The sequence below is a fragment of the Streptomyces sp. LaPpAH-108 genome (genome assembly GCF_000373625.1).
GTDB lineage: Bacteria > Actinomycetota > Actinomycetes > Streptomycetales > Streptomycetaceae > Streptomyces.
This window is the reverse complement of sequence record NZ_KB891994.1, coordinates 730,232-751,248: the sequence shown is the minus strand read 5'-3', so window position 1 is coordinate 751,248 and position 21,017 is coordinate 730,232. Positions and strand designations below refer to the sequence as shown.

Sequence of the window (21,017 nt, the reverse complement as noted above, 5' to 3'; positions counted from 1 at the left end):
CGGCCGCGGCGCGAGGCGGTACGGTGGGGCGAGAAGGATGCGGCTACGCGGTCCGAGGAGGGAGCCACCGATGATTCTGCTCCGTCGCCTGCTGGGTGACGTGCTGCGTCGGCAGCGCCAGCGCCAGGGCCGTACTCTGCGCGAAGTCTCCTCGTCCGCCCGAGTCTCACTCGGCTATCTCTCCGAGGTGGAGCGGGGGCAGAAGGAGGCTTCCTCCGAACTGCTCTCCGCCATCTGCGACGCGCTGGACGTACGGATGTCGGAACTCATGCGGGAAGTGAGCGACGAGCTCGCCCTCGCCGAGCTGGCCCAGTCCGCCGCGGTCACCGACGCCGTCCCGGCGCCGGTCCGTCCGATGCTGGGTTCCGTCTCGGTGACCGGTGTGCCACCGGAACGGGTGACCATCAAGGCACCGGCCGAGGCGGTCGACGTGGTCGCCGCGTGACCCTCACGCGCGCGGCCTGACAGCCCCATACGTGTGAAGCCCCGGCCGGGCTTCCCAGGGAGATCCTGGTGAGGCCCGGCCGGGGCTTTCGCATGTCCGCGCCCCTTTCGCAGGCCGGGCTTTCCGGGTGTGCGCGTCCGCCGCGTCCGCGTTCCGCCGATCGGCGGGGCTTGTGCCGGGTACCGGCGTGGCGGCTTGCGTCCCGGCTCCACCGTTTGCCGGGGTCCACGGGGCCGGTCATGGTGGAGGCAGGCCGATGCCGGCAGGCCGCTGGTGGCTGCCCGAGAACCCCGGAGGAACGGCGATGTACGTGGTGAAGAGCCCGCTGCCCGAAGACGCGCTGAAGACCGTGTCCGACGCCCTGCAGGGCGCGCTCGTCGACCTGGTGGACCTCTCGCTGGTCGCCAAGCAGATCCACTGGAACGTCGTCGGGCCGCGCTTCCGCTCCATCCACCTCCAGCTGGACGACGTGGTCGCCTCCGCGCGCGCCCACTCCGACACGGTGGCCGAACGGGCCTCCGCGCTCGGTGTCTCGCCGGACGGGCGGGCGGCCTCCGTGGCCTCCGGCAGCGGCATAGAGGCCCCGCCCGCGGGCTGGATCAAGGACACCGACGCGGTCGGCGCGATGGTCGGCGCCCTCGGCGCGGTCATCACCCGTATGCGTGAACGGGTCAACGCGACCGGCGATGCCGACCCGGTGACCGAGGACCTGCTCATCGGGATCACGGGTGACCTCGAGAAGCATCACTGGATGTGGCAGGCGGAGAACTCCTAGGCGGATGGACGGCACGGGGCGGGAGTCCGTTTCCCCGCCCTGCTCCGGTGAGCCCTCGGTGCGCCTTCCTCGCGGGACAGGCGGCGGTCTAGCGTCCGGCTGGAGGTGGCGGGCCATGGTGGGGCGATTGATGCGCTGGGGGGCTGTGCTCGGGCTGGGCGCGGCGTGGTGGGTGGCCGCGGTGCGGCTGGCCCTGGGGGAGGGCGCGGGGGTCCTGGAGGGCTCCGTGGTGCTCGGCGGGTGGGGGCTCGGGGTCCTGCCGGTGCACTGTGTGGCTTGGGAGCGGGCGGCGGGGGCCGTGGGGCCGGGGCGGTGGCGGGAGGCCTGGCGGGGGAGCGGGGGCGCGAGCGGGACCGGGGACGAGGGGGGTTCGGCGGTGGGGCCGGGGGCGGCGGCTCTTTCGGGGCCGCCTGTTTCGGGGGTGTCCGCTTCGGTGGCGCCTATCGTGGGGGCGGCCGATGCGGGGCCGTCCCTTTCGGCGCCGCCTGTGGAGCGCGGTGGTGCGGGGGACGGGCAGCAGCCGGGGTGAGTGTTTCCGGTCAGGACCGGTGGGGTCGGCGGTCGCGCCAGCGCTGGGGTGAGCCGGGGGCCGGGGCGGGGCCCTGCTGGCAGGTGGGGCACCAGTAGGTGGGGCGCTCCTGGGAGCCGTCGCCCTGGTCGGCCACCCGGACCGAGGTGCCGCAGCGCAGACAGGGGCGGGGTGCGCGGCCGTACACGAAGAGGTCGTAGCGGTGCACGCCCGTCGTCTGGCGGACGGGGCGGTCGCGGTTGATCTCCAGGAGGCGCTGGGCCACGGCGGGCAGCTGGGCGGCCCGGTCCGGGGGCAGTGCGCCGACCGGCAGCCAGGGGGTCACGCCGAGCAGGAAGCACAGCTCGCTCTTGTAGATGTTGCCGATACCGGCCAGGTTGCGCTGGTCGAGCAGGGCCTCGCCGAGGGGGCGATCGGGGGCCGCCTGGAGGTTGGCGAGGGCGAGTTCCGGATTCCAGTCGGGGCCGAGGAGGTCCGGGCCGAGGTGGCCCACGACGCGTTCCTCGTCGGTGGTGCGCAGGAACTCCAGCACCTGGAGGCGGTAGCCGACGGCCGTGCGGTCGTCCGCGCCGAGGACGGCGCGGATCTGGTGCCCGGGGCCGCCGCGCCAGCGCTCGCCGCTGCCGTACACCTTCCAGGCGCCCTCCATGCGCAGATGCGTGTGCAGGGTCAGGCCGCCCTCGAAGCGGGTGAGCAGGTGTTTGCCGCGCGGGACGGTGTTCAGGACGGTCCGGCCGGTGAGGTCGAGCGTCGCGTACCTCGGCACCCGGAAGTCGCTGCGGGTCAGCACCCGGCCCGCGAGCGCGTCGTGCAGCCGCTTGGCGGCCTGCCAGACCGTGTCACCTTCGGGCATGGGTCCAGCGTGCCATGGCGGGGTGGGGTGCGGCTTCGGTCACTCGGGTGCGGGCGGGGGCTCGGCGGTGGTCAGGTGTTCGGGTGGTCAGACTCTCAGCCGCAGGCCGCGCGGGGTCGCGATGAAGCCCGCGTTCTCCAGGAGGGTGCCTATGGGGGAGGTCAGGGCAGGGGAGCCGTTGATCCGCTCCACCGTGACGGTGCCGAGGGAGCCCGCGCGAGCCGCCGCTGCCAGGGCCTCGGCCGCCGCGCGCAGCCGTGGGTCGTCGGTGTCGGCGCCGTCCGGGGCGGACGGCCACGCCAGCAGGGTCTTGCCGCCGCGCTCCATGTACAGCGTCAGCTCGCCGTCCACCAGGACGACCAGCGCGCCCGCCTTGCGGCCCGGCTTGTGCCCGGCACCGGTCGGCGAGTCGGGCCAGGGGAGCGCGGCGCCGTAGGCGTTGGCGGGGTCGGCGGCGGCGAGGACCACCGCGCGGGTGTCGGGGGCGGGGGTACGGCCTCGGCGGCTCGCGTACGTGCGGTTCGCGATCGGGTGGTTCGGGTTCGCGCGGTTCGCGGCCGGGCCGAAGGCCGACGCGGGGGAGCCGCCGCCTCGGGGGCCGCCGTAGCCCGCGTCGGCGAAGGGGTCGCCCGGGGCGTACGTGTCCGGTGCGATGCCGTCGCCGGGCGGGGGCCAGGGGAAGTCGCCGTCCAGGGTGGGTGGGGTGGTCTGGTCGAGGGCGCCCGGGAACGGCGGGGTGCCGTCGGGCAGGGCGAAGCCGTCCTGGGCCGTGGCGGGCAGGGCCTCGCCGCGGTCGCGGGCGTTGGACACCGCGCGGAGCCGGTCGACCGCGCCGTCCATCGCGAACTGGGCGGCGCCCAGGCCCTCGACCACGTAACCGCGCCGGGCCTGGCCGCTCTCCTCGAAGGCGGACAGCACCCGGTACACCGCCGAGAAGCCGCCCTCGACGCCCTCCGCCGCGACCGCGCCCCGGGTCACCACGCCATGCCGGTCGAGCAGCGCGCGGGCGCGTGCGTGGGCACGCACGGTGGTGTCCTGCTCGGGCGCGGGCAGCAGGGACCAGCGGCCCGCCACCGTCGGCGGGCCCGTACGGGAAGCGGCGCGCGCGGCGGCGGTCAGGGAGCCGTACCGCCCGCGCGGGATGGTGCGCTTGGCGCGGTGGGCCGTGGAACCGGCCGTACGGCCCGAGCCGAGCAGTGAACGCATCGGTGCCAGCGTGTCGTTGGTGAGGCGGCCCGCCCAGGCCAGGTCCCACAGGGCGTCGGCCAGGTGGGCGTCGCTCGCCTCAGGGTGCGTGGTGGCGCGGACCTGGTCGGCGATCTGGCGGAAGAACAGGCCGTAGCCGCCGGAGAGGGCGTCCAGCACGGACTGGTGGAGCGGGGTCAGTTCCAGCGGGGGCGGCGGGGGCAGCAGCAGCGGGGCCGTGTCGGCGAGGTAGAGGGAGACCCAGCCGTCCTTGCCGGGCAGGGCGCCCGCGCCGGACCAGACGACCTCTCCGGCGGCGGTGAGTTCGTCGAGCATCGCGGGGCTGTAGTCCGCCACGCGGGACGGCAGGACCAGCTTCTCCAGCGCGGACGCGGGCACCGGCGCGCCCTGCAACTGCTCTACGGCGCGCACCAGTCCGTCGATGCCGCGCAGGGTGTGGCCCTTGCCGATGTGCTGCCACTGGGGCAGGAACTGGGCGAGCGCGGGCGGCGGGACCGGCTCCAGTTCGTGCCGCAGCGCGGCCAGCGAGCGGCGGCGCAACCGGCGCAGCACCGTCGCGTCGCACCACTCCTGGCCGATGCCCGCCGGGTGGAACTCGCCCTGTACGACACGGCTGCTCGCGGCGAGCCGCTGGAGGGCGCCCTCGGTGACCGCCACGCCCAGGCCGAAGCGGGCGGCGGCGGTGGTGGAGGTGAACGGGCCGTGGGTGCGCGCGTACCGCGCGAGGAGGTCGCCCAGGGGGTCCTTGACCGGCTCGGTGAAGGCCTCGGGGACACCGACCGGCAGGGCGGTGCCGAGCGCGTCGCGCAGACGGCCCGCGTCCTCGACGGCGGCCCAGTGCTCCCGGCCCGCGATACGGACCTTGATGGCGCGGCGGGTGGCGGCCAGCTCCGGCGCCCACTGGGGCTCGGCGCCGCGCTCGGCCAACTCCTCGTCGGTCAGCGGGCCGAGGAGGCGCAGGAGGTCCGCGACGCCCTCGACGTCCTTGATGCGGCGGTCCTCGGTGAGCCACTGGAGTTCGCGCTCCAGCTCGGTGAGCACGTCGGCGTCGAGCAGTTCACGCAGCTCCGCCTGGCCCAGCAGCTCGGACAGCAGCCGGGAGTCCAGGGAGAGAGCGGCGGCCCTGCGCTCGGCGAGCGGCGAGTCGCCCTCGTAGAGGAACTGGGCGACGTAACCGAACAGCAGGGAGCGGGCGAACGGGGACGGCTCGGGGGTGGTGACCTCGACCATGCGGACCTTGCGGGACTCCAGGTCGCCCATCAGCTCGACCAGGCCCGGCACGTCGAACACGTCCTGGAGGCATTCGCGGATCGCCTCCAGGACGATCGGGAACGAACCGAACTCGCTCGCCACCTCCAGCAGTTGGGCCGCGCGCTGGCGCTGCTGCCACAGCGGGGTGCGCTTGCCGGGATTGCGGCGCGGCAACAGCAGCGCGCGGGCGGCGCACTCACGGAACCGGGAGGCGAACAGTGCGGAGCTGCCCGCCTGTTCGGTGACGATCCGGTCGACCTCGGCCTTGTCGAAGGCGACGTCCGCCGCGCCGACCGGCGCCTGCTCGCTGTCGAACTCCGTCCCGGCGCGCACCGGTTCATGGTCGAGCAGGTCGAGACCCATCAGGTCGGCGTCGGGCAGGCGCAGCACGATGCCGTCGTCGGCGTGCATGACCTGGGCGTCCATGCCGTACCGCTCGGACAGACGGGCGCCGAGCGCGAGGGCCCAGGGAGCGTGCACCTGGGCGCCGAAGGGGGAGTGGATGACGACGCGCCAGTCGCCGAGTTCGTCGCGGAAGCGCTCGACCACGATCGTGCGGTCGTCGGGGACATGGCCGCAGGCCTCGCGCTGCTCGTCCAGGTAGGACAGCACGTTGTCCGCCGCCCAGGCGTCCAGGCCCGCCGTGAGCAGGCGCAGCCGGGCGTCCTCCTTGGACAGCGAGCCGACCTCGCGCAGGAACGCGCCCACCGCGCGGCCCAGTTCGAGCGGGCGGCCCAGCTGGTCGCCCTTCCAGAACGGCAGCCTGCCCGGCACCCCGGGCGCGGGGGAGACCAGGACCCGGTCGCGGGTGATGTCCTCGATCCGCCAGGAACTCGTGCCCAGGGTGAACACGTCGCCCACGCGGGACTCGTAGACCATCTCCTCGTCCAGCTCGCCGACCCGGCCGCCGCCCTTCTTCGGGTCGGACCCGGCGAGGAACACCCCGAACAGGCCCCGGTCGGGGATCGTGCCGCCGGAGGTGACCGCGAGCCGCTGGGCGCCCGGGCGCCCGCTGATCGTCCCGGCCACGCGGTCCCACACCACGCGCGGGCGCAGCTCCGCGAACGCGTCGGACGGGTAGCGGCCCGCGAGCATGTCCAGGGTGGCCGTGAACGCCGACTCCGGGAGCGAGGCGAAGGGGGCCGCGCGGCGCACCATGGCGAGCAGGTCGTCGTACTGCCAGGTGTCGAGCGCCGTCATGGCGACGAGCTGCTGGGCGAGCACGTCCAGCGGGTTGGACGGCACCTTCAGGGACTCGATGCGCCCCGAGCGCATCCGCTCGGTGACCACCGCGGCCTGCACCAGGTCGCCCCGGTACTTCGGGAAGACCACACCGGTGGAGACCGCGCCGACCTGGTGGCCCGCGCGGCCCACGCGCTGGAGTCCGGAGGCGACCGAGGGCGCGGACTCCACCTGGACGACGAGATCGACCGCGCCCATGTCGATGCCCAGCTCCAGGCTGGAGGTGGCGACCACGGCGGGCAGCCGGCCCGCCTTCAGGTCCTCCTCGACCAGGGCGCGCTGCTCCTTGGAGACCGAGCCGTGGTGCGCGCGGGCGATCACCGGCGGGGCGCCCTGGGCCGCGCCCGAACCACCCATCAGCTGGGCCGGGGCGTGGTGTTCGTCCAGCTTCTCGCCGGTGGCCCGCTCGTAGGCGATCTCGTTGAGCCGGTTGCACAGCCGCTCGGCCAGGCGGCGGGAGTTGGCGAACACGATGGTCGAGCGGTGCGACTGCACCAGGTCCGTGATCCGCTCCTCCACATGGGGCCAGATCGACGGCTTCTCGGCGCCCTCACTGCCGTCGGCCGCTGGGGAGCCGCCCAGCTCGCCCATGTCCTCCACCGGGACGACCACCGACAGGTCGAACTCCTTGCCGGACTTCGGCTGGACGATCTCCACCTTGCGGCCGGGGGAGAGGAACCGGGCCACCTCGTCCACGGGGCGGACGGTCGCGGACAGGCCGATGCGGCGGGCGGGCTTCGGCAGCAGCTCGTCCAGCCGCTCCAGGGACAGCGCGAGATGCGCGCCGCGCTTGGTGCCCGCGACCGCGTGGACCTCGTCCAGGATCACGGTCTCGATGCCGGTCAGCGCGTCGCGCGCGGCGGACGTCAGCATCAGGAACAGCGACTCGGGGGTGGTGATCAGGATGTCCGGCGGGCGCGTGGTCAGCGCGCGGCGCTCGGCGGGCGGGGTGTCGCCTGAGCGGATGCCCACCTTGACCTCGGGCTCGGGCAGGCCGAGCCGGACGGACTCCTGGCGGATGCCGGTCAGCGGGCTGCGCAGATTGCGCTCCACGTCGACCGCGAGCGCCTTCAGCGGTGACACGTACAGCACCCGGCAGCGCTTCTTCGGGTCGGCCGGGGGCGGCGTGGAGGTCAGCCCGTCCAGCGCGGCGAGGAACGCGGCCAGTGTCTTGCCCGAGCCGGTCGGCGCGACCACCAGCGCGTCCGAGTCCTCCTGGATCGCCCGCCACGCGCCCTCCTGGGCCTCGGTGGGCGCGGAGAACGCCCCCGTGAACCAGCCGCGGGTCGCGGGGGAGAAGCCGTCGAGGGCCGAGCGGGCGGAACTGACCATGCATCCATCCTGCACCCCGCCACTGACAATCCGCCTGACCTGCACAAACGGGACGGAAGCGGGCCGCGCGGACCGGCCTTGCGTGGCGGACAATGGGCGCATGTCTTCAGGGGAGCGGGCACGGTCTTCGACGGAGCGGGCAACGCCTCCGACGGAGCGGGCACGGCACTGGCGGTACGACGAACTGCCCGGTGTGGACCTGCTGCGCGCCCGCTACATCCGCAAGACCTTCGTCCGGCACACCCACGAGAACTTCGTGATCGCGGCCATCGCCGACGGGGTCGAGGTCTTCCAGCACGGCGGCAGCGACGTGTCGGCGGGCGCCGGGGCCCTCGCGCTGGTCAACCCGGACACCCCGCACACCGGCCGGGCCGGTGTCCCCGAGGGCTGGCGGTACGGCGCGCTCTACCCCTCGCCCGAGGTGGTGGCCCGGATCGCCGCCGAGACGACCACGATCCGGGGCACCCCGGGCTTCGTCACCCCGGTGCTCGACGACCCGTACGCCGCCCGCCTGGTCCACCAGGTGCTGCGCGCCGTCGACGAGGGCAACGCGCTGGCCGCCGACACCCTGCTGAGCGTGGCCGTCACCAGGCTGCTGCGGCTCAACGGCGGCCCGCTGCCCGAGCGGCGCCCCCGGAGCGCCGGAGCCTCGCTCGCCGCACGCGCGCGTGCCGTGCTCCAGGAACGGATGGCCGCCCCGCCCACACTCGAGCGGCTGGCCGCCGACCTCGGCACCAGCCCGTTCGCCCTGCTGCGCGCCTTCCGCGCCGCCTACGGGATGCCGCCGCACACCTGGCTGACCGACGCCCGGGTCCGCCGCGCGCGCCTCCTCCTGGACGAAGGGACCTCGCCCGCCGAGGCCGCCGTCGCCGTCGGCTTCACCGACCAGCCGCACCTCAACCGCCACTTCACCCGGATCGTGGGCGTGCCGCCGGGGGCGTACCGGCGCGAGCGGCACTAGAAGCGCGCGGCACCAGGGGCCGAGGGGCGGGCGCAAGAACGTACAAGACCCGCGCGCGCGAGCGGCCGTACCGTCCGGGCGTGGCACAGCGACAGACAGCACTCGAGGACAGGGCCGCCCAGAGCGCGGCACGCCCGGACAGCGCCGTCGTACGGGACGCCCTCGGGGTGGGCGTCGCCGTCGGGCTCTCCGGCTTCGCCTTCGGCGTCACCTCGGCCGGAAGCGGGCTCGGGCTGCTGCAGACCTGCGCGCTCAGCCTCCTGGTGTTCACCGGCGCCTCCCAGTTCGCGCTGGTGGGGGCGCTCGCCGCCGGGGGCAGCCCGTTCACGGCCGCCGCCGGGGCGTTCTTCCTGGGCGTGCGCAACGCGTTCTACGGACTGCGCCTCTCGCAGGTGCTGGCCCTTCCGCGCGCGCTCAGGCCGTTCGCCGCGCAGTGGGTGATCGACGAGACCACCGCCGTCACCCTCGCGCAGCGCGACCGGCGTGGCGCGCGGCTCGGCTTCACCGTCACCGGGCTCAGCCTGTACGTCCTGTGGAACCTGACCACGCTGCTCGGCGCGCTGGGCGCCCGCGCCATCGGGGACACCGACGCCTGGGGCCTGGACGCGGCCGGACCCGCCGTCTTCCTGGCCCTGCTCGCGCCCATGCTGTGCACCACCACCGAGCGCGCGGTCGCGGGCCTCGCGGTCCTGCTCGGCCTCGGCCTGCTGCCCGTGCTGCCCGCCGGGGTGCCGGTCCTGGTGGCGGCGCTGGCCGCACCGCTCGCCCTGCTCGCGGAACGCCGCGTCACCGGCCGGGGCGGCGAAGGCATACCGGACCCGGCTTCCCTGCCGGGCGACGCGGAGGAGGACCGTTGAACACCTGGATCGCGATCGGCGCGACCGCCCTCGGCTGCTACGCCGTCAAGCTCGCCGGACTGCTCGTCCCCGCCGGAGCCATGGAACGGCCCCTGGTACGGCGCCTGGCCGCCCTGCTCCCCGTCGCCCTCCTGGCCGCGCTCACGGCCCAGCAGACCTTCGCCGACGGCCACGCGCTCGTCCTGGACGCCCGCGCGGCCGGTGTCGCGGCGGCGGCCGTCGCCCTGATGCTGCGCGCACCGTTCCTGTTGGTCGTCGCGGCGGCCGTGGCGGTGACGGCGGGGGTGCGGATGCTCGGCGGGTGACGGGAGCCGGCCTCAGCCCACGTAGCGGCCGTACGCCCTGAGGGTGCGCAGCGCGTCGATCGTGACGGCCGGGCGCGCCTCCAGGGCCGGTACCGGTGCCCACTGGCGCCAGCGGATCGGCCAGCCGCCGTCCTCCTGCTGCTCGGCGGCGAGGAAGTCCAGCGAGCGGGCCATCTCCTCGTCCGTGAACCACGCGCGCGCGAGCGAGTCCGGGGTGCGGGCGAAGTCGTGCGGGAAGTGGTGCTCGGCGGGGGCGTAGCCCGGCGCGACCGGGTACGCGTCGAGACGGTCCGGCTCCAGCGCCGCGAGCCGCTGCTCGCGCACCAGGCGCCCCAGCCGGTCGGCAGCCGCCTGCGCGCGCGGGCGGTCGGGCGCGGAGTCCAGGAAGGCCACGGCCGCCTCCACCTCGTAGGGGTGGGACTTCTCCAGCGACTCCACCGCCTCCCAGCAGAAGTCGGTGGCCCGGAACAGCCACGCGTGCCACACCTCGTTGCGGTGCAGCAGACCCACCACGGGCCCGGTCGCGAGCAGTTCGCTCGGCGGATCGTCCACGATCGGCACGAACGGCGCCGCCGGATAGCCGCGCTGGGCGGGATCGATGGCGGGCAGCGCGCCCTCCATGGTGGACGCCGCGGTCAGATGACGGCACAGCCGCTCCACCCGCTGACCGCCGCACCGGCCGACCACGTCCAGCACATGCAGCGCGCGAGCGGCGTGCAGCGGCTGGCTCACCGGACCGCGCAGATCGGGTTCGAGACCATGGCCGTAGCCGCCGTCCTCGTTGCGATAGGCGTCCAGCGCCGCCTCCACCGGGTCGGCGGCGCCGTTCAGGAAGTGGAACGCGAACAGCCGCTGCTCCAGTACGCGCGCGGTGAGCCAGACGAACTGCTCGGCGCGGAAGAGCGGGGAGTGCGCCGGGGGCGCAGGGGGGCGTGGGGTAGCTCCTGAGTCGGACATGGGTCAGACCGTAGGGCGCGACGCGGCCCTTGTGGACGGTCCCGGACAGGCGCACCCCCGAGGGCGGGATACTGGAGTCGCGCGGTTGACGGTCTTCCGGCGGCGGAGGACCGGGCTGTGGTGCGGATGTGGGGGGACGACTTTGTCCCAGGACAGCCCTGTCGGGGGCTGAGGATGTCCCATTGTGAGGGCCTGCGGCGCATGTGAATCTCTCTCTCGTGGCCGACGGAACATGCCGAATGTCCAGGCCGCCAGAAATTCGATTCCCATGATTCACGCCTTCCCGCTCTTCGGCGGAAAGCTTTTCGGCTCACCCTCGCGAAGTGCTCGGTGGCGTGGAGAACCGGGAGTGTTCCACTCCCTGAGGAGAGAGCCGTCATGGCCAATGAGAACGTCAAGTCCGTGCAGATCAAGGCGTTGGCCTGGGACATCGCGGCGGACATCTACTTCCCGCCGGGATTCGACGCGAAGCAGAAGTACCCCGTGATCATCAGCGCGCACCCGACCGGCAGCTGCAAGGAGCAGACCTCGGGCAACGTGTACGCCACGGCGCTGGCCGAGCAGGGCTTCGTGGCGATCGCGTTCGACGCCAGCTTCCAGGGCGCCAGCGGTGGCGAACCGCGCTTCACCGAGGACCCGGCCTTCCGCGTGGGCGACTTCAGCTACGTGATCGACTACCTGGTCACGCAGCCGTACGTGGACGAGAACCGCATCGGTGTCCTCGGCATCTGCGGCGGAGGCGGGTACGCCGTCAACGCCACGATGACGGAGCGCCGGATCAAGGCGCTCGGCACCGTCGTCGCGGGCAACGTCGGCCGCCTGATGCGCGAGGGCTTCGTCAACTACGACCCGCTGGCGGCGCTGGAAGCCATCGCCGCGCAGCGCACCGCCGAGGCGCGCGGGGCGGACGGCGTGGTCAACGACCTCCTGCCCCCGTCGATGGACGCGGCCAAGGAGGCCGGCGTGACCGACATCGACGTGTGCGAGGCCACGGAGTACTACAAGACCGACCGCGGTATCGCGCCGCACGGTGCGACCAGCTTCCGCTTCTCGCGCCAGGCCGCCCTGGCCAACTGGGACGCCTTCGACCGCGCCGAGGTGCTGCTCACCCAGCCGATGTGCGTCGTGATCGGCGACCGGCCGGGCGCCTTCGGCTCCTACCGCGCCGGTATGGAGATCTACGGCCGCGCCGCCTCCAAGGACAAGGAACTCGTCGTCGTCGAAGGCGCGTCGCACTACGACCTCTACGACAAGCCCGAGCCCGTCGCGGCGGCGCTGGAGCGCCTGATCCCGTTCTACAAGAAGCACCTCTGACCGAGACTCGTGGTGGGCGGTTCCCCGTTCGGCGGGGAACCGCCCACCACGATTCCTGTCCGTCCCGCTTTATTCTGCGTACACGCATCCGCTTCACGCCGACGCGGGTGCGGGTAGCCGTGCCGGGGTGCGAAGGTGGGGGAACATGCAGGTCATAGCGGGTATGGAGCGGGCATCATGCGGTTGACGGTCTTCTGGCAGCGGATGGCGGAACACTTCGGCACGGCGTCGTACGCCGAGATGTTCGCGCGGGACCACGTCATGTCCGAACTGGGTGGACGCACGGTGAACGAGGCACTGGACGCGGGCTGGGCCGCCAAGGACGTGTGGCGAGTGGTCTGTACGGTCATGGACGTGCCGAGCGAGAAGCACTGATTTCCGCGCGCCTGTGATGGCCGGCCACATCGGCCGAAAGACACCCCTGAAATACACGGATCGCCCGGCCGCGGGGGCCGTCCGGCGGCGTATGTGTCCACGGTCATAGGCCGAGCCGGTCCCGAGCGGCACCGGCTGTCGGCGGCGTGGGCGAGACTTGGCGCGTGGCACCTACTGACGACCTCGACGACCGGCCCACGGCATCCCCGTCCGGGCCCGCGGCGCCCCCGGCCGAGCCGGTGGCGCCCGCCGTTGCGCCGGCCGACGGCACCACCCTGCGCACCGCGCGGATGCCGCGCTGGCTGCCGCGCGCCATGGTGCTCGCGCTCGCGCTCATCGCCACGTTCCAGTTCGGCAGCTGGGCCTTCCACCAGCTCACCGGACTGCTGATCAACATCCTGATCGCGTTCTTCCTGTCGCTCGCGATCGAACCGGCCGTCAGCCGGATGTCCGCGCGCGGGATGCGCCGGGGACTCGCCACCTTCCTGGTCTTCCTCGGCCTCGCGGTCGTCACGGCGGGCTTCGTCACCTTGCTCGGCTCGATGCTGGCCGGACAGATCATCAAGATGATCGAGGGTTTCCCGGAGTACCTGGACTCATTGATCAACTGGATCAACCAGACCTTCCACACACAGCTCAAGCGCGTGGACGTGCAGGAGGGGCTGCTGCACTCCGACTGGCTGCGCAAGTACGCGCAGAACAGCGCGGCCGGTGTCCTCGACGTGTCCGCCCAGGTGCTCGGCGGCCTCTTCCAGCTCCTGACCGTCGGGCTGTTCTCGTTCTACTTCGCCGCCGACGGACCCCGGCTGCGGCGCGGCCTGTGCTCGGTCCTGCCGCCCGCGCGCCAGGCCGAGGTGCTGCGCGCCTGGGAGATCGCCGTCGACAAGACCGGCGGCTACATCTATTCGCGCGGCCTCATGGCGCTCATCTCCGGCGTCGCGCACTACGTCCTGCTCCAGGCCCTCGGCGTGCCGTACGCGCCCGTGCTCGGTGTCTGGGTGGGCCTGGTCTCGCAGTTCATCCCGACCATCGGCACTTATCTCGCGGGTGCGCTGCCGATGCTGATCGCGTTCACCGTGGCGCCCTGGTACGCGGTCTGGGTGCTGGTCTTCGTCGTGGTCTACCAGCAGTTCGAGAACTACATGCTCCAGCCCAAGCTGACCTCCAAGACCGTCGACATCCACCCGGCGGTCGCCTTCGGCTCGGTCATCGCGGGCACGGCCCTGCTCGGCGCGGTCGGCGCCCTGATCGCCATCCCGGCGGTCGCCACGCTCCAGGCGTTCCTCGGCGCGTACGTGAAGCGCTACAAGGTCACGGACGACCCGCGCGTCCAGGGACACCGCCTGCGGGCGAACCGGCCCGGAATGCTTCCCCGGATGCTGTGGGCACGCGAGCGGCGCACGGAGGAGGAGGCGCCGTCCTCCTGACGCGGACGGGCACGGCCGGGCCGTCTCAGTACGCCAGCACGGCCCACACCACGGCCCCCGCGACCGCCACCGCGTAGCAGCCGGTGGCCGCCGCCACGGTCCGCCACCGGGTCCGCGCGCTCGCGGAGGTGCGGGACAGCAGCCACGCCAGCAGCGGCAGGACCAGGACGGCGTGCAGGCTCACCCCGTGCAGCGGCTTGAGCGGCGCCGTCGAGTGGTAGGCGCCCTCCTGGTGGCCGGTACGGGTGAGGACGACCCCGCGCGCGATCATGGCCGCGCCCGAGGCCAGCGCCACCAGCAGGATCGCGAACCCGGAGCGCACCGCGAGCGCCATCCCCGCGGGCCCGTCGGGCCGGTGCCGGAAGGACGCGACGGCGAAGACGGTGAGCACCACGACCAGGACGCCGCCCCCGACCGCGAGCATCATGGAGACGCCCGTGTCGAACGGCGTCTCCATGTTCAGATGCGAGGGCACCCGCCGCCACGCCTGGAGCGTGATCCCGCCGACCTCCACCACACAGTCGGCGGCGAAGACGGCGAGCAGCACCACGCGCGTGCGCGCGCCGAGCCGCACGTACGACGTGACCCAGACGACCGCCATGAGCGTCACCCCGAAGGACAGCCCGAACGTGACCGGCTTGCGCCAGGAGACCGGCCCGTCCCAGGGGCCGCCGTCGACCGCGAACACCACCAGGTGGGCGAGACCGGAGAGCATGAGCAGCAGCCCGGTCGCATGACAGAGGCGTTCTACGGCACGCCCTACGGCACGCCGGACGGCGCGTGGATTCTTCATGCGCCCAGCGTTCCGGCGGCGCCCGGCGCGGTCGTCGTACGGCCGGAGGCACCTGCCGTACGACGGCGGAAGCAGGGGCGGGGGCCCGCGTGCCGCTCCAAGATCCCGTACTGGCACGCTGGCCCTGCCCGATCCGTTCGGCCGAGAGGTGAGTGTCTTCGTGAGCACCGGCAGCTACTACGAGCCCATCGACGAGCACCGCTACAAGCCCACCCCGCACGCCGGTGGCGCCTGGGACACCGACGAACAGCACTTCAGCCCGCTGGGCGGCCTCATCGTCCACGCCATCGACCGCCAGCTGGCCGGGCGGCCGGACAGGGGTCTGGTGCCGTCGCGGATCAGCTTCGACATCCTGGGGCGCCTCGCCCTGGACGAGTGCGAGATCAGGGTGGAGGTCGTCCGGCCCGGCCGCACCATCGAGCTGGTGGAGGCCGTCGTGCTCATCGCGGGGCGCCCGGTGGTGCGTGGCCGCGTGTGGTTCCTCGCGGCCGGTGACACGGCGGCGGTGGCCGGGGGCGCGCCCGAACCGCTCACCCCGCCGGACGCGCTCGCGTCCTGGCCGATGGCCTCCCTCTGGCCGGGCGGCTACATCGCCTCCCTCGACGTGCGCCCGGTCGCACCCCCGCGTCCCGGACGCGCGACCGTCTGGGTCACCAGCGGACTCGACCTCGTCGCCGGACAGCCCGCGAGCCCGCTCGCCTCCTACGTGGCCCTCGTGGACACCGCCAACGGCATCGCGGTCCGTCAGCCGCCCACCGAGTGGATGTTCCCCAACGTCGACCTGACCCTCCACCTCCACCGCCGCCCCGAGGGCCCCTGGACCGGTCTCGACACCTCGGTGGTCTTCGGCCCCACGGGCCAGGGCGTGACCAGCACGGTCCTGCACGACCTCCACGGACCGGTCGGCCAGGCACAGCAGATGCTGACGGTCCGGCGGACGGGGACGTCATGACCGCCGGAAGCTGGCAGCTCAAGCGGGGGGACGCGCTCGTCGGAACGCTGACGCGCGAAGGCGCCGACATGTTCTGGACCGACTGCCTCTTCCGGCCCGGGCCCGCCTGGGAGACCGCCCGGCCGCTGTTCGAGGCGGCGGAGGACGCCTGGGAGCGTGCCGACGAGGACGCCGCCCTGGCCGCCGACGAGCTGATCCACGAGGCAGGGTTCGTGCTGGTCCCCGGTGACGGCGGGGTTCCGGTGACGGACTTCCTGCTCCGTGTCTCGGGCCGGACCGCGCGTTTTCGGGCCTAGCGAGGGGGCGCACCCGGGGCCGCTCGGCGACACGGCTCTCATCCCGGGAGTCGCTTGACACGGAAATCGAACATCCATTCTGATGGAGGCTCGGGCGAGGCTTCTGGCGGGTGTTTCATGGTGGTTCGGGTAGAAACATCCCCCAGTTATCCACAGGCCGGACCGACGTCGGGGCGCATTGTCAGTGGCAGGCGTTAGCGTCTTGGACGTGAAGCGATCGACTCAAGCAAACCGGGTGGAACCCATGGCAGGAACCGACCGCGAGAAGGCGCTCGACGCCGCGCTCGCACAGATTGAACGGCAATTCGGCAAGGGCGCTGTCATGCGCATGGGCGAGCGGTCGATGGAGCCCATCGAGGTCATCCCCACCGGGTCGACCGCTCTCGATGTCGCCCTCGGCGTCGGCGGCCTGCCGCGCGGCCGTGTCGTGGAGATCTACGGCCCCGAGTCCTCCGGCAAGACGACCCTGACCCTGCACGCCGTGGCCAACGCCCAGAAGGCCGGCGGCCAGGTCGCCTTCGTGGACGCGGAGCACGCCCTCGACCCCGAGTACGCGAAGAAGCTCGGCGTCGACATCGACAACCTGATCCTCTCCCAGCCCGACAACGGCGAGCAGGCGCTCGAGATCGTGGACATGCTGGTCCGCTCCGGCGCGCTCGACCTCATCGTCATCGACTCCGTCGCCGCGCTCGTCCCGCGCGCGGAGATCGAGGGCGAGATGGGTGACAGCCACGTCGGTCTCCAGGCCCGTCTGATGAGCCAGGCGCTCCGGAAGATCACCAGCGCGCTCAACCAGTCCAAGACCACCGCGATCTTCATCAACCAGCTCCGCGAGAAGATCGGCGTCATGTTCGGCTCGCCGGAGACCACGACCGGTGGCCGCGCGCTGAAGTTCTACGCCTCGGTGCGTATCGACATCCGCCGCATCGAGACCCTGAAGGACGGCACGGAGGCGGTCGGCAACCGCACCCGCTGCAAGGTCGTCAAGAACAAGGTCGCGCCGCCCTTCAAGCAGGCCGAGTTCGACATCCTCTACGGCCAGGGCATCAGCCGCGAGGGCGGTCTGATCGACATGGGCGTGGAGCACGGCTTCGTCCGCAAGGCCGGTGCCTGGTACACGTACGAGGGCGACCAGCTCGGCCAGGGCAAGGAGAACGCGCGCAACTTCCTCAAGGACAACCCCGACCTGGCCAACGAGATCGAGAAGAAGATCAAGGAGAAGCTGGGCGTCGGCGTCCGTCCCCAGGAGCCCGCGGCCGAGCCCGGCGCGGACGCGGCGGTCACCCCCGCCGCCCCCGACACCAAGGCGGCCCCGGCGACCAAGGCCACCAAGCCCAAGGCCGCCGCAGCCAAGAGCTGACCCATGACACGCCGAACCGACTGGGCCGAGCACGAGTACGCCTCCCCCGGTGCCCCACGGGGGAGGGGCATCGGGGGCGACTCCGCCTCCGCCACGGCCGGTGACGACCTGGGATACGGGGACGAGATGTACGGAGGCCGTGGTCACGGGACGGGTGACCACGACCACGGGGGTCACGGGGAGTACGGGACTCATGGTCACGGGGGCCATGAGGACGACGGGTACGGCGGACGCGGCGGGTACGGCGACGCGTCGTACGACCGGCCCGGCCAGGACGGCCCGGAACCCGCCGACGGCCGCCGCGGTCCCGCCAGAGGGCGTGGCCGAAGGCGCCGCTTCGGGGATCCGGGCGGTGAGACCGAGGGCTCCCTCTCCTCGTCGAGGGCCGAGCGGGGGGAGCCCTCGGCGGCGGATCCGGCCGAGCGGGCGCGGAACATCTGTCTGCGCCTGCTCACCGGTACGCCGCGCACCCGCAAGCAGCTCGCGGACGCCCTGCGCAAGCGGGAGATCCCCGACGAGGTGGCCGAGGAGGTGCTGTCGCGGTTCGAGGAGGTCGGACTGATCAACGACAGCGCCTTCGCGGACGCCTGGGTGGAGTCACGGCACCACGGCCGGGGGCTCGCCCGCCGCGCTCTCGCCCGTGAACTGCGTACCAAGGGCGTCGACTCGGCGCTGATCGACGAGGCCGTGGGACAGCTCGACTCCGAACAGGAGGAGGCGACCGCCCGCGAGCTGGTGGACCGCAAGCTGCGGGCGACCCGGGGCCTGGACCGCGACAAGCGGCTCCGCCGCCTGGCCGGGATGCTCGCCCGCAAGGGCTACCCCGAGGGCATGGCCCTCCGTGTCGTCCGCCAGGCCCTGGAGGAGGAGGGGGAGGACACGGAGTTCCTGGAGGGCGAGGGCTACTGACGGACGCCGTTCACCGGCTCCACCGGCAGCCCCGCCGCACGCCACGCCTGGAAGCCGCCCACCACGTCCGTCGCCCGGCGCAGCCCGAGCTGGTGCAGGGAGACGGCGGCCAGGCTGGAGGCGTAGCCCTCGTTGCAGAGGACCAGCACGCGTACGTCATGGCCGGTGGCCTCGGGGACACGATGACTGCCCTGCGGATCGAGCCGCCACTCCAGTTCGTTGCGCTCGATGACGAGGGCGCCCGGGACCAGCCCGTCCCGCTCGCGCAGCGCCGCGTACCGGATGTCGACCAGCAGGCCGTCACCCGCGCGCGCCGCCTCGTACGCCTCGCGGGCCTCCACGCGCCGGTAGCCGTCGCGCACCCGCTCCAGCAACGCGTCGATGCCGAGGGGCCGTTCGCCCTCGCCCGGGCGGCTGTCGCTCACTGCCAGTCCTCCGGGAGTTCCACCTGCTCCAGACGCAGTACCTGACCGCTGCGACTGTAGCGGCGGATGCGCGGCAGCGGCGGGTAGTAGGCGTGGACGGATACGGCGTGCCGGTCGGGGGACTCGTTGAGCACCTCGTGCACATGATGGCGGCCGAAGGCGCGGCCCTGTCCGGCCGCCAGCCGGCGTTCCCGGTCGACGCCGTCGGTGAGTTCGAGGGTCCGCCAGCCGTCGGTGGGGAGCCGGGCGGCCAGCGCGTTCTCCTTCAGCTCGCCCGAGGCGGTGAGGAAGGCGCCGACGGAGTCGGCGTGGTCGTGCCAGCCGGTGCCGGTGCCGGGCGGCCAGCCGATCAGCCACGCCTCGCTGCCGCCGGGCCCCGTCAGCCGGACCCAGGTGCGGCCCTCGGGATCGAGCGGGAGCGAGGCGATCAGCTCCGCGTCGGCGGCCGTACGCCGCACGAAGTCGAGCAGTTCCGTCTGCGTGGGGGCCGCAGCGGCCGGGGACGGGAGGGGGGAAGAGGACACGGGAGAGACAGACACGTGCACCGTCCTGAGAAGGGTTCGCCGAACGGGCGCACGACGGCGCCCGGAGAAAAGGGGGATGCGAATTCAGCAGGACGGACGACACATGCAGCCCGCGTAGCGGACGAGGTCCATATGGACCCTCCGCCACAGGCGCACACAGGTGTCGGTCATGATGCGGAGTACAGCACGCGGCCACGCCCCGAATCAATCCATGGTCACCATGTGGACAGGGCAGAAGGACGTGCCGCAGGAGCACTCCGGCGCACGGTCAGCGCGCGGCGGAACCCGCCTGCGCCTCCTCCTTCACCGCGTCCTCCGGCCGCTCGGCACCCCCGAGCGTGGCCTCCGCCGCCGCGTACAGGTCGGCGGGGCGGACCCCGCTCAGCGCGGTGACCAGATGGCCGTCCGGACGGACGAGCAGCACGCTGTGCGCGGGCGCGCCCGGGTACTCCTCGGCGACGAGCAGTTCGGCCCGGTGCGGCAGCGCGGTCACGGCAGCCGCGAGGCGGGGCATCACCCCGGCCGACATCCAGTGCTTGCGGTCCCACACACCCGTGCCCGGAGCGATCAGGACGACCAGCAGCGCACCCCGGCCGAGCCGGTCGCGCAGCCGGACGAACGACCCGTCCTCCGCCGTGACCCGCACATCGGCGACCGGGGCGCCGGGCTCGGTGCCGACCGGGATCTCGCCCTCCAGATACCGGGGCGCGAGCGGCGACGTGGTGTACGCCCCCGGCTCGCCGAGCGCGCCGCTCCCCAAATGGCCGTCGGCCAGCAGCGCGTCCTGGCCACGGGTGGCGCCGGGCACGTAGGCGCGCAGCCCGCCCCCGCCGCGCAGAACCGGAAGCAGCTGGTCGGCGGCGCGCAGCCGGGCGGCGACCACCGCGCGCCGTTCGGTCTGGTAGCTGTCGAGCAGCGCCTCGTGCGGGCCGTGGTGCCAGGCGACGGCCAGTTTCCAGGCGAGGTTGTCGGCGTCCCGCAGCCCCTCGTCCAGGCCCTGGGTGCCGAGCGCGCCGAGCAGATGGGCGGCGTCCCCGGCGAGGAAGACCCGGCCCGCGCGCCACCGCCGGGCCAGCCGGTGGTGCACGGTGTGGACGCCGGTGTCGAGCAGGTCGTACGCCGGGACGCCACTGGTCCAGCCCGCCAGGGTCTCGCGGACGCGGGTCACCAGCAGATCGGGCGTGACCAGTTCCTTGCCCGGGGGCAGCAGCCAGTCCAGGCGCCACACGTTGTCGGGCAGCGGGCGGGCCGTGATCTCCGAGCAGGGCGGCCCCGAGGTGCGCCACGGGGGCGTGCGGTGCAGCAACGCGCGCCCCTCCCAGGGGAGTTCGACGCGCAGCGCGGCGACCGCGTGCCGCTCCACCGCCGTACGGCCGGGGAAGCGGATGTCCTGGAGCTTGCGGACCGTGGAGCGCGGGCCGTCGCAGCCGACCAGATAACTGCCGCGCCACCACGTGCCGTCGGGGCCACGGGTGTGCGCGGTGACACCGGAGCGCTCCTGCTCCAGGGAGTCGAGACGGCTGCCGACCGCCACCCGGACCAGCGGCTCGGCGGCGGCAGCGGCCCGCAGGGCGCCGGTGAGGACGTGCTGGGCGATGTGCAGCGGCGCGGGGTCGTCCCGCTCGAAGTCGGTCTCGCCCACCACCTGCCGACGGCGCATCGAGCGCCAGCCGGACCACCTGGCCCCGAGCACACCGGCGGGCATCGCGGTCAGCCGCTCCAGCAGCGCGGCCGTGTCCTCGCGCAGGACGACGGTGCGCGCGAGGCGGGGTTCGTCCGCGCCCGGACCCTCGTCCAGGACGACGGACGGCACCTCCTGGCGGGCCAGCGCCAGGGCGAGCGTGAGCCCCACGGGCCCCGCTCCGACGACGATCACCGGGTCCACGACGCGACGCCCCCTGCCCACAGCGGTGCCCTGACGGACTCGGA

At 73.4% G+C, this 21,017-nt stretch carries 20 protein-coding genes; 12 read left to right on the top strand and 8 right to left on the bottom strand.

The genetic code is table 11. The features are described 5' to 3' along the window. The first annotated feature begins 70 nt into the window (after positions 1 to 70). On the top strand, positions 71 to 445 hold the full coding sequence (locus B079_RS0118935; protein WP_018547420.1) for a helix-turn-helix domain-containing protein: 375 nt from the start codon (positions 71 to 73) through the stop codon (positions 443 to 445). A 304-nt stretch (positions 446 to 749) separates the two neighbouring features. Beyond that, positions 750 to 1,220: a Dps family protein gene (locus B079_RS0118930; RefSeq protein WP_018547419.1), complete on the top strand. Its 471-nt coding sequence runs from the start codon at positions 750 to 752 to the stop codon at positions 1,218 to 1,220. Between the two features lie 539 nt (positions 1,221 to 1,759). Here the strand turns inward: B079_RS0118930 and B079_RS0118920 are convergent. Further along, entirely contained in the window at positions 1,760 to 2,602 is an 843-nt protein-coding gene (locus B079_RS0118920) for an Fpg/Nei family DNA glycosylase (protein WP_018547417.1), read from the bottom strand. Positions 2,603 to 2,689: 87 nt separating this feature from the next. Further along, entirely contained in the window at positions 2,690 to 7,633 is a 4,944-nt protein-coding gene (locus B079_RS0118915) for an ATP-dependent helicase (RefSeq protein WP_018547416.1), read from the bottom strand. 100 nt (positions 7,634 to 7,733) lie between these two features. Here B079_RS0118915 and B079_RS0118910 point away from each other — a divergent pair, with 100 nt between their 5' ends. The 3 genes from B079_RS0118910 to B079_RS0118900 all read left to right on the top strand — a co-directional run bounded on the left by B079_RS0118910 (position 7,734) and on the right by B079_RS0118900 (position 9,756). Further along, positions 7,734 to 8,594, top strand: a complete 861-nt coding sequence (locus B079_RS0118910; RefSeq protein ID WP_051095185.1) for an AraC family transcriptional regulator — start codon at positions 7,734 to 7,736, stop codon at positions 8,592 to 8,594. 80 nt (positions 8,595 to 8,674) lie between these two features. Continuing rightward, positions 8,675 to 9,451, top strand: coding sequence for an AzlC family ABC transporter permease (locus B079_RS0118905; protein ID WP_026248848.1), 777 nt, complete (start codon positions 8,675 to 8,677; stop codon positions 9,449 to 9,451). Then, positions 9,448 to 9,756 (top strand): AzlD domain-containing protein, encoded by a 309-nt coding sequence (locus tag B079_RS0118900; protein ID WP_018547413.1) that lies wholly within the window; start codon positions 9,448 to 9,450, stop codon positions 9,754 to 9,756. Before B079_RS0118905 ends, B079_RS0118900 begins: the two co-directional genes overlap by 4 nt. 12 nt (positions 9,757 to 9,768) lie before the next feature. On the opposite strand, the gene B079_RS0118895 is transcribed toward B079_RS0118900, so the two are convergent. Further along, positions 9,769 to 10,713, bottom strand: a complete 945-nt coding sequence (locus B079_RS0118895) for a hypothetical protein (protein ID WP_018547412.1) — start codon at positions 10,711 to 10,713, stop codon at positions 9,769 to 9,771. A gap of 378 nt (positions 10,714 to 11,091) precedes the next feature. On the opposite strand from B079_RS0118895, the gene B079_RS0118890 reads away from it, so the two are divergent. From B079_RS0118890 to B079_RS0118880, 3 genes are all read left to right on the top strand, one after another. Beyond that, positions 11,092 to 12,027, top strand: coding sequence for an alpha/beta hydrolase (locus B079_RS0118890; RefSeq protein ID WP_018547411.1), 936 nt, complete (start codon positions 11,092 to 11,094; stop codon positions 12,025 to 12,027). Between the two features lie 177 nt (positions 12,028 to 12,204). Next, complete coding sequence (locus B079_RS0118885) at positions 12,205 to 12,402, top strand: DUF3046 domain-containing protein (RefSeq protein ID WP_018547410.1); 198 nt, start codon at positions 12,205 to 12,207, stop codon at positions 12,400 to 12,402. Between the two features lie 164 nt (positions 12,403 to 12,566). Next, entirely contained in the window at positions 12,567 to 13,829 is a 1,263-nt protein-coding gene (locus B079_RS0118880; RefSeq protein ID WP_078495996.1) for an AI-2E family transporter, read from the top strand. A 25-nt stretch (positions 13,830 to 13,854) separates the two neighbouring features. On the opposite strand, the gene B079_RS0118875 is transcribed toward B079_RS0118880, so the two are convergent. Then, on the bottom strand, positions 13,855 to 14,622 hold the full coding sequence (locus B079_RS0118875) for a hypothetical protein (RefSeq protein WP_026248847.1): 768 nt from the start codon (positions 14,620 to 14,622) through the stop codon (positions 13,855 to 13,857). A gap of 160 nt (positions 14,623 to 14,782) precedes the next feature. Here B079_RS0118875 and B079_RS0118870 point away from each other — a divergent pair, with 160 nt between their 5' ends. The 4 genes from B079_RS0118870 (at position 14,783) to recX (ending at position 18,139) form a co-directional block, all read left to right on the top strand. Beyond that, positions 14,783 to 15,574 (top strand): thioesterase family protein, encoded by a 792-nt coding sequence (locus tag B079_RS0118870; protein WP_018547407.1) that lies wholly within the window; start codon positions 14,783 to 14,785, stop codon positions 15,572 to 15,574. Further along, positions 15,571 to 15,870 (top strand): hypothetical protein, encoded by a 300-nt coding sequence (locus B079_RS0118865; RefSeq protein WP_018547406.1) that lies wholly within the window; start codon positions 15,571 to 15,573, stop codon positions 15,868 to 15,870. The genes B079_RS0118870 and B079_RS0118865 overlap by 4 nt, the downstream gene beginning before the upstream one ends. A 244-nt stretch (positions 15,871 to 16,114) precedes the next feature. After that, positions 16,115 to 17,230, top strand: a complete 1,116-nt coding sequence (gene recA / locus B079_RS0118860) for a recombinase RecA (RefSeq protein ID WP_018547405.1) — start codon at positions 16,115 to 16,117, stop codon at positions 17,228 to 17,230. A gap of 3 nt (positions 17,231 to 17,233) precedes the next feature. After that, positions 17,234 to 18,139, top strand: a complete 906-nt coding sequence (recX, locus tag B079_RS0118855; RefSeq protein WP_018547404.1) for a recombination regulator RecX — start codon at positions 17,234 to 17,236, stop codon at positions 18,137 to 18,139. On the opposite strand, the gene B079_RS0118850 is transcribed toward recX, so the two are convergent. From B079_RS0118850 to B079_RS0118840, 4 genes are all read right to left on the bottom strand, one after another. Further along, positions 18,133 to 18,564: a rhodanese-like domain-containing protein gene (locus B079_RS0118850; RefSeq protein ID WP_018547403.1), complete on the bottom strand. Its 432-nt coding sequence runs from the start codon at positions 18,562 to 18,564 to the stop codon at positions 18,133 to 18,135. The genes recX and B079_RS0118850 overlap by 7 nt on opposite strands. Further along, positions 18,561 to 19,103 (bottom strand): cysteine dioxygenase, encoded by a 543-nt coding sequence (locus tag B079_RS0118845; protein ID WP_026248846.1) that lies wholly within the window; start codon positions 19,101 to 19,103, stop codon positions 18,561 to 18,563. The genes B079_RS0118850 and B079_RS0118845 overlap by 4 nt, the downstream gene beginning before the upstream one ends. A gap of 69 nt (positions 19,104 to 19,172) precedes the next feature. Next, positions 19,173 to 19,220, bottom strand: coding sequence for a hypothetical protein (locus tag B079_RS36590; protein WP_359100516.1), 48 nt, complete (start codon positions 19,218 to 19,220; stop codon positions 19,173 to 19,175). A gap of 136 nt (positions 19,221 to 19,356) precedes the next feature. After that, entirely contained in the window at positions 19,357 to 20,973 is a 1,617-nt protein-coding gene (locus B079_RS0118840) for an FAD-dependent monooxygenase (protein WP_018547401.1), read from the bottom strand. Between the last annotated feature and the right edge of the window lie 44 nt (positions 20,974 to 21,017).

Bases quoted from the DNA above. Each gene is read 5' to 3' on its own strand.
- B079_RS0118930 (WP_018547419.1), top strand. From the start codon at position 750: ATGTACGTGGTGAAGAGCCCGCTGCCCGAAGACGCGCTGAAGACCGTG.
- B079_RS0118915 (WP_018547416.1), bottom strand. From the start codon at position 7,633: ATGGTCAGTTCCGCCCGCTCGGCCCTCGACGGCTTCTCCCCCGCGACC.
- recA (WP_018547405.1), top strand. From the start codon at position 16,115: ATGGCAGGAACCGACCGCGAGAAGGCGCTCGACGCCGCGCTCGCACAG.
- B079_RS0118865 (WP_018547406.1), top strand. From the start codon at position 15,571: ATGACCGCCGGAAGCTGGCAGCTCAAGCGGGGGGACGCGCTCGTCGGA.
- B079_RS0118890 (WP_018547411.1), top strand. From the start codon at position 11,092: ATGGCCAATGAGAACGTCAAGTCCGTGCAGATCAAGGCGTTGGCCTGG.
- B079_RS0118895 (WP_018547412.1), bottom strand. From the start codon at position 10,713: ATGTCCGACTCAGGAGCTACCCCACGCCCCCCTGCGCCCCCGGCGCAC.
- B079_RS0118910 (WP_051095185.1), top strand. From the start codon at position 7,734: ATGTCTTCAGGGGAGCGGGCACGGTCTTCGACGGAGCGGGCAACGCCT.
- recX (WP_018547404.1), top strand. From the start codon at position 17,234: ATGACACGCCGAACCGACTGGGCCGAGCACGAGTACGCCTCCCCCGGT.
- B079_RS0118885 (WP_018547410.1), top strand. From the start codon at position 12,205: ATGCGGTTGACGGTCTTCTGGCAGCGGATGGCGGAACACTTCGGCACG.
- B079_RS0118875 (WP_026248847.1), bottom strand. From the start codon at position 14,622: ATGAAGAATCCACGCGCCGTCCGGCGTGCCGTAGGGCGTGCCGTAGAA.
- B079_RS0118935 (WP_018547420.1), top strand. From the start codon at position 71: ATGATTCTGCTCCGTCGCCTGCTGGGTGACGTGCTGCGTCGGCAGCGC.
- B079_RS0118920 (WP_018547417.1), bottom strand. From the start codon at position 2,602: ATGCCCGAAGGTGACACGGTCTGGCAGGCCGCCAAGCGGCTGCACGAC.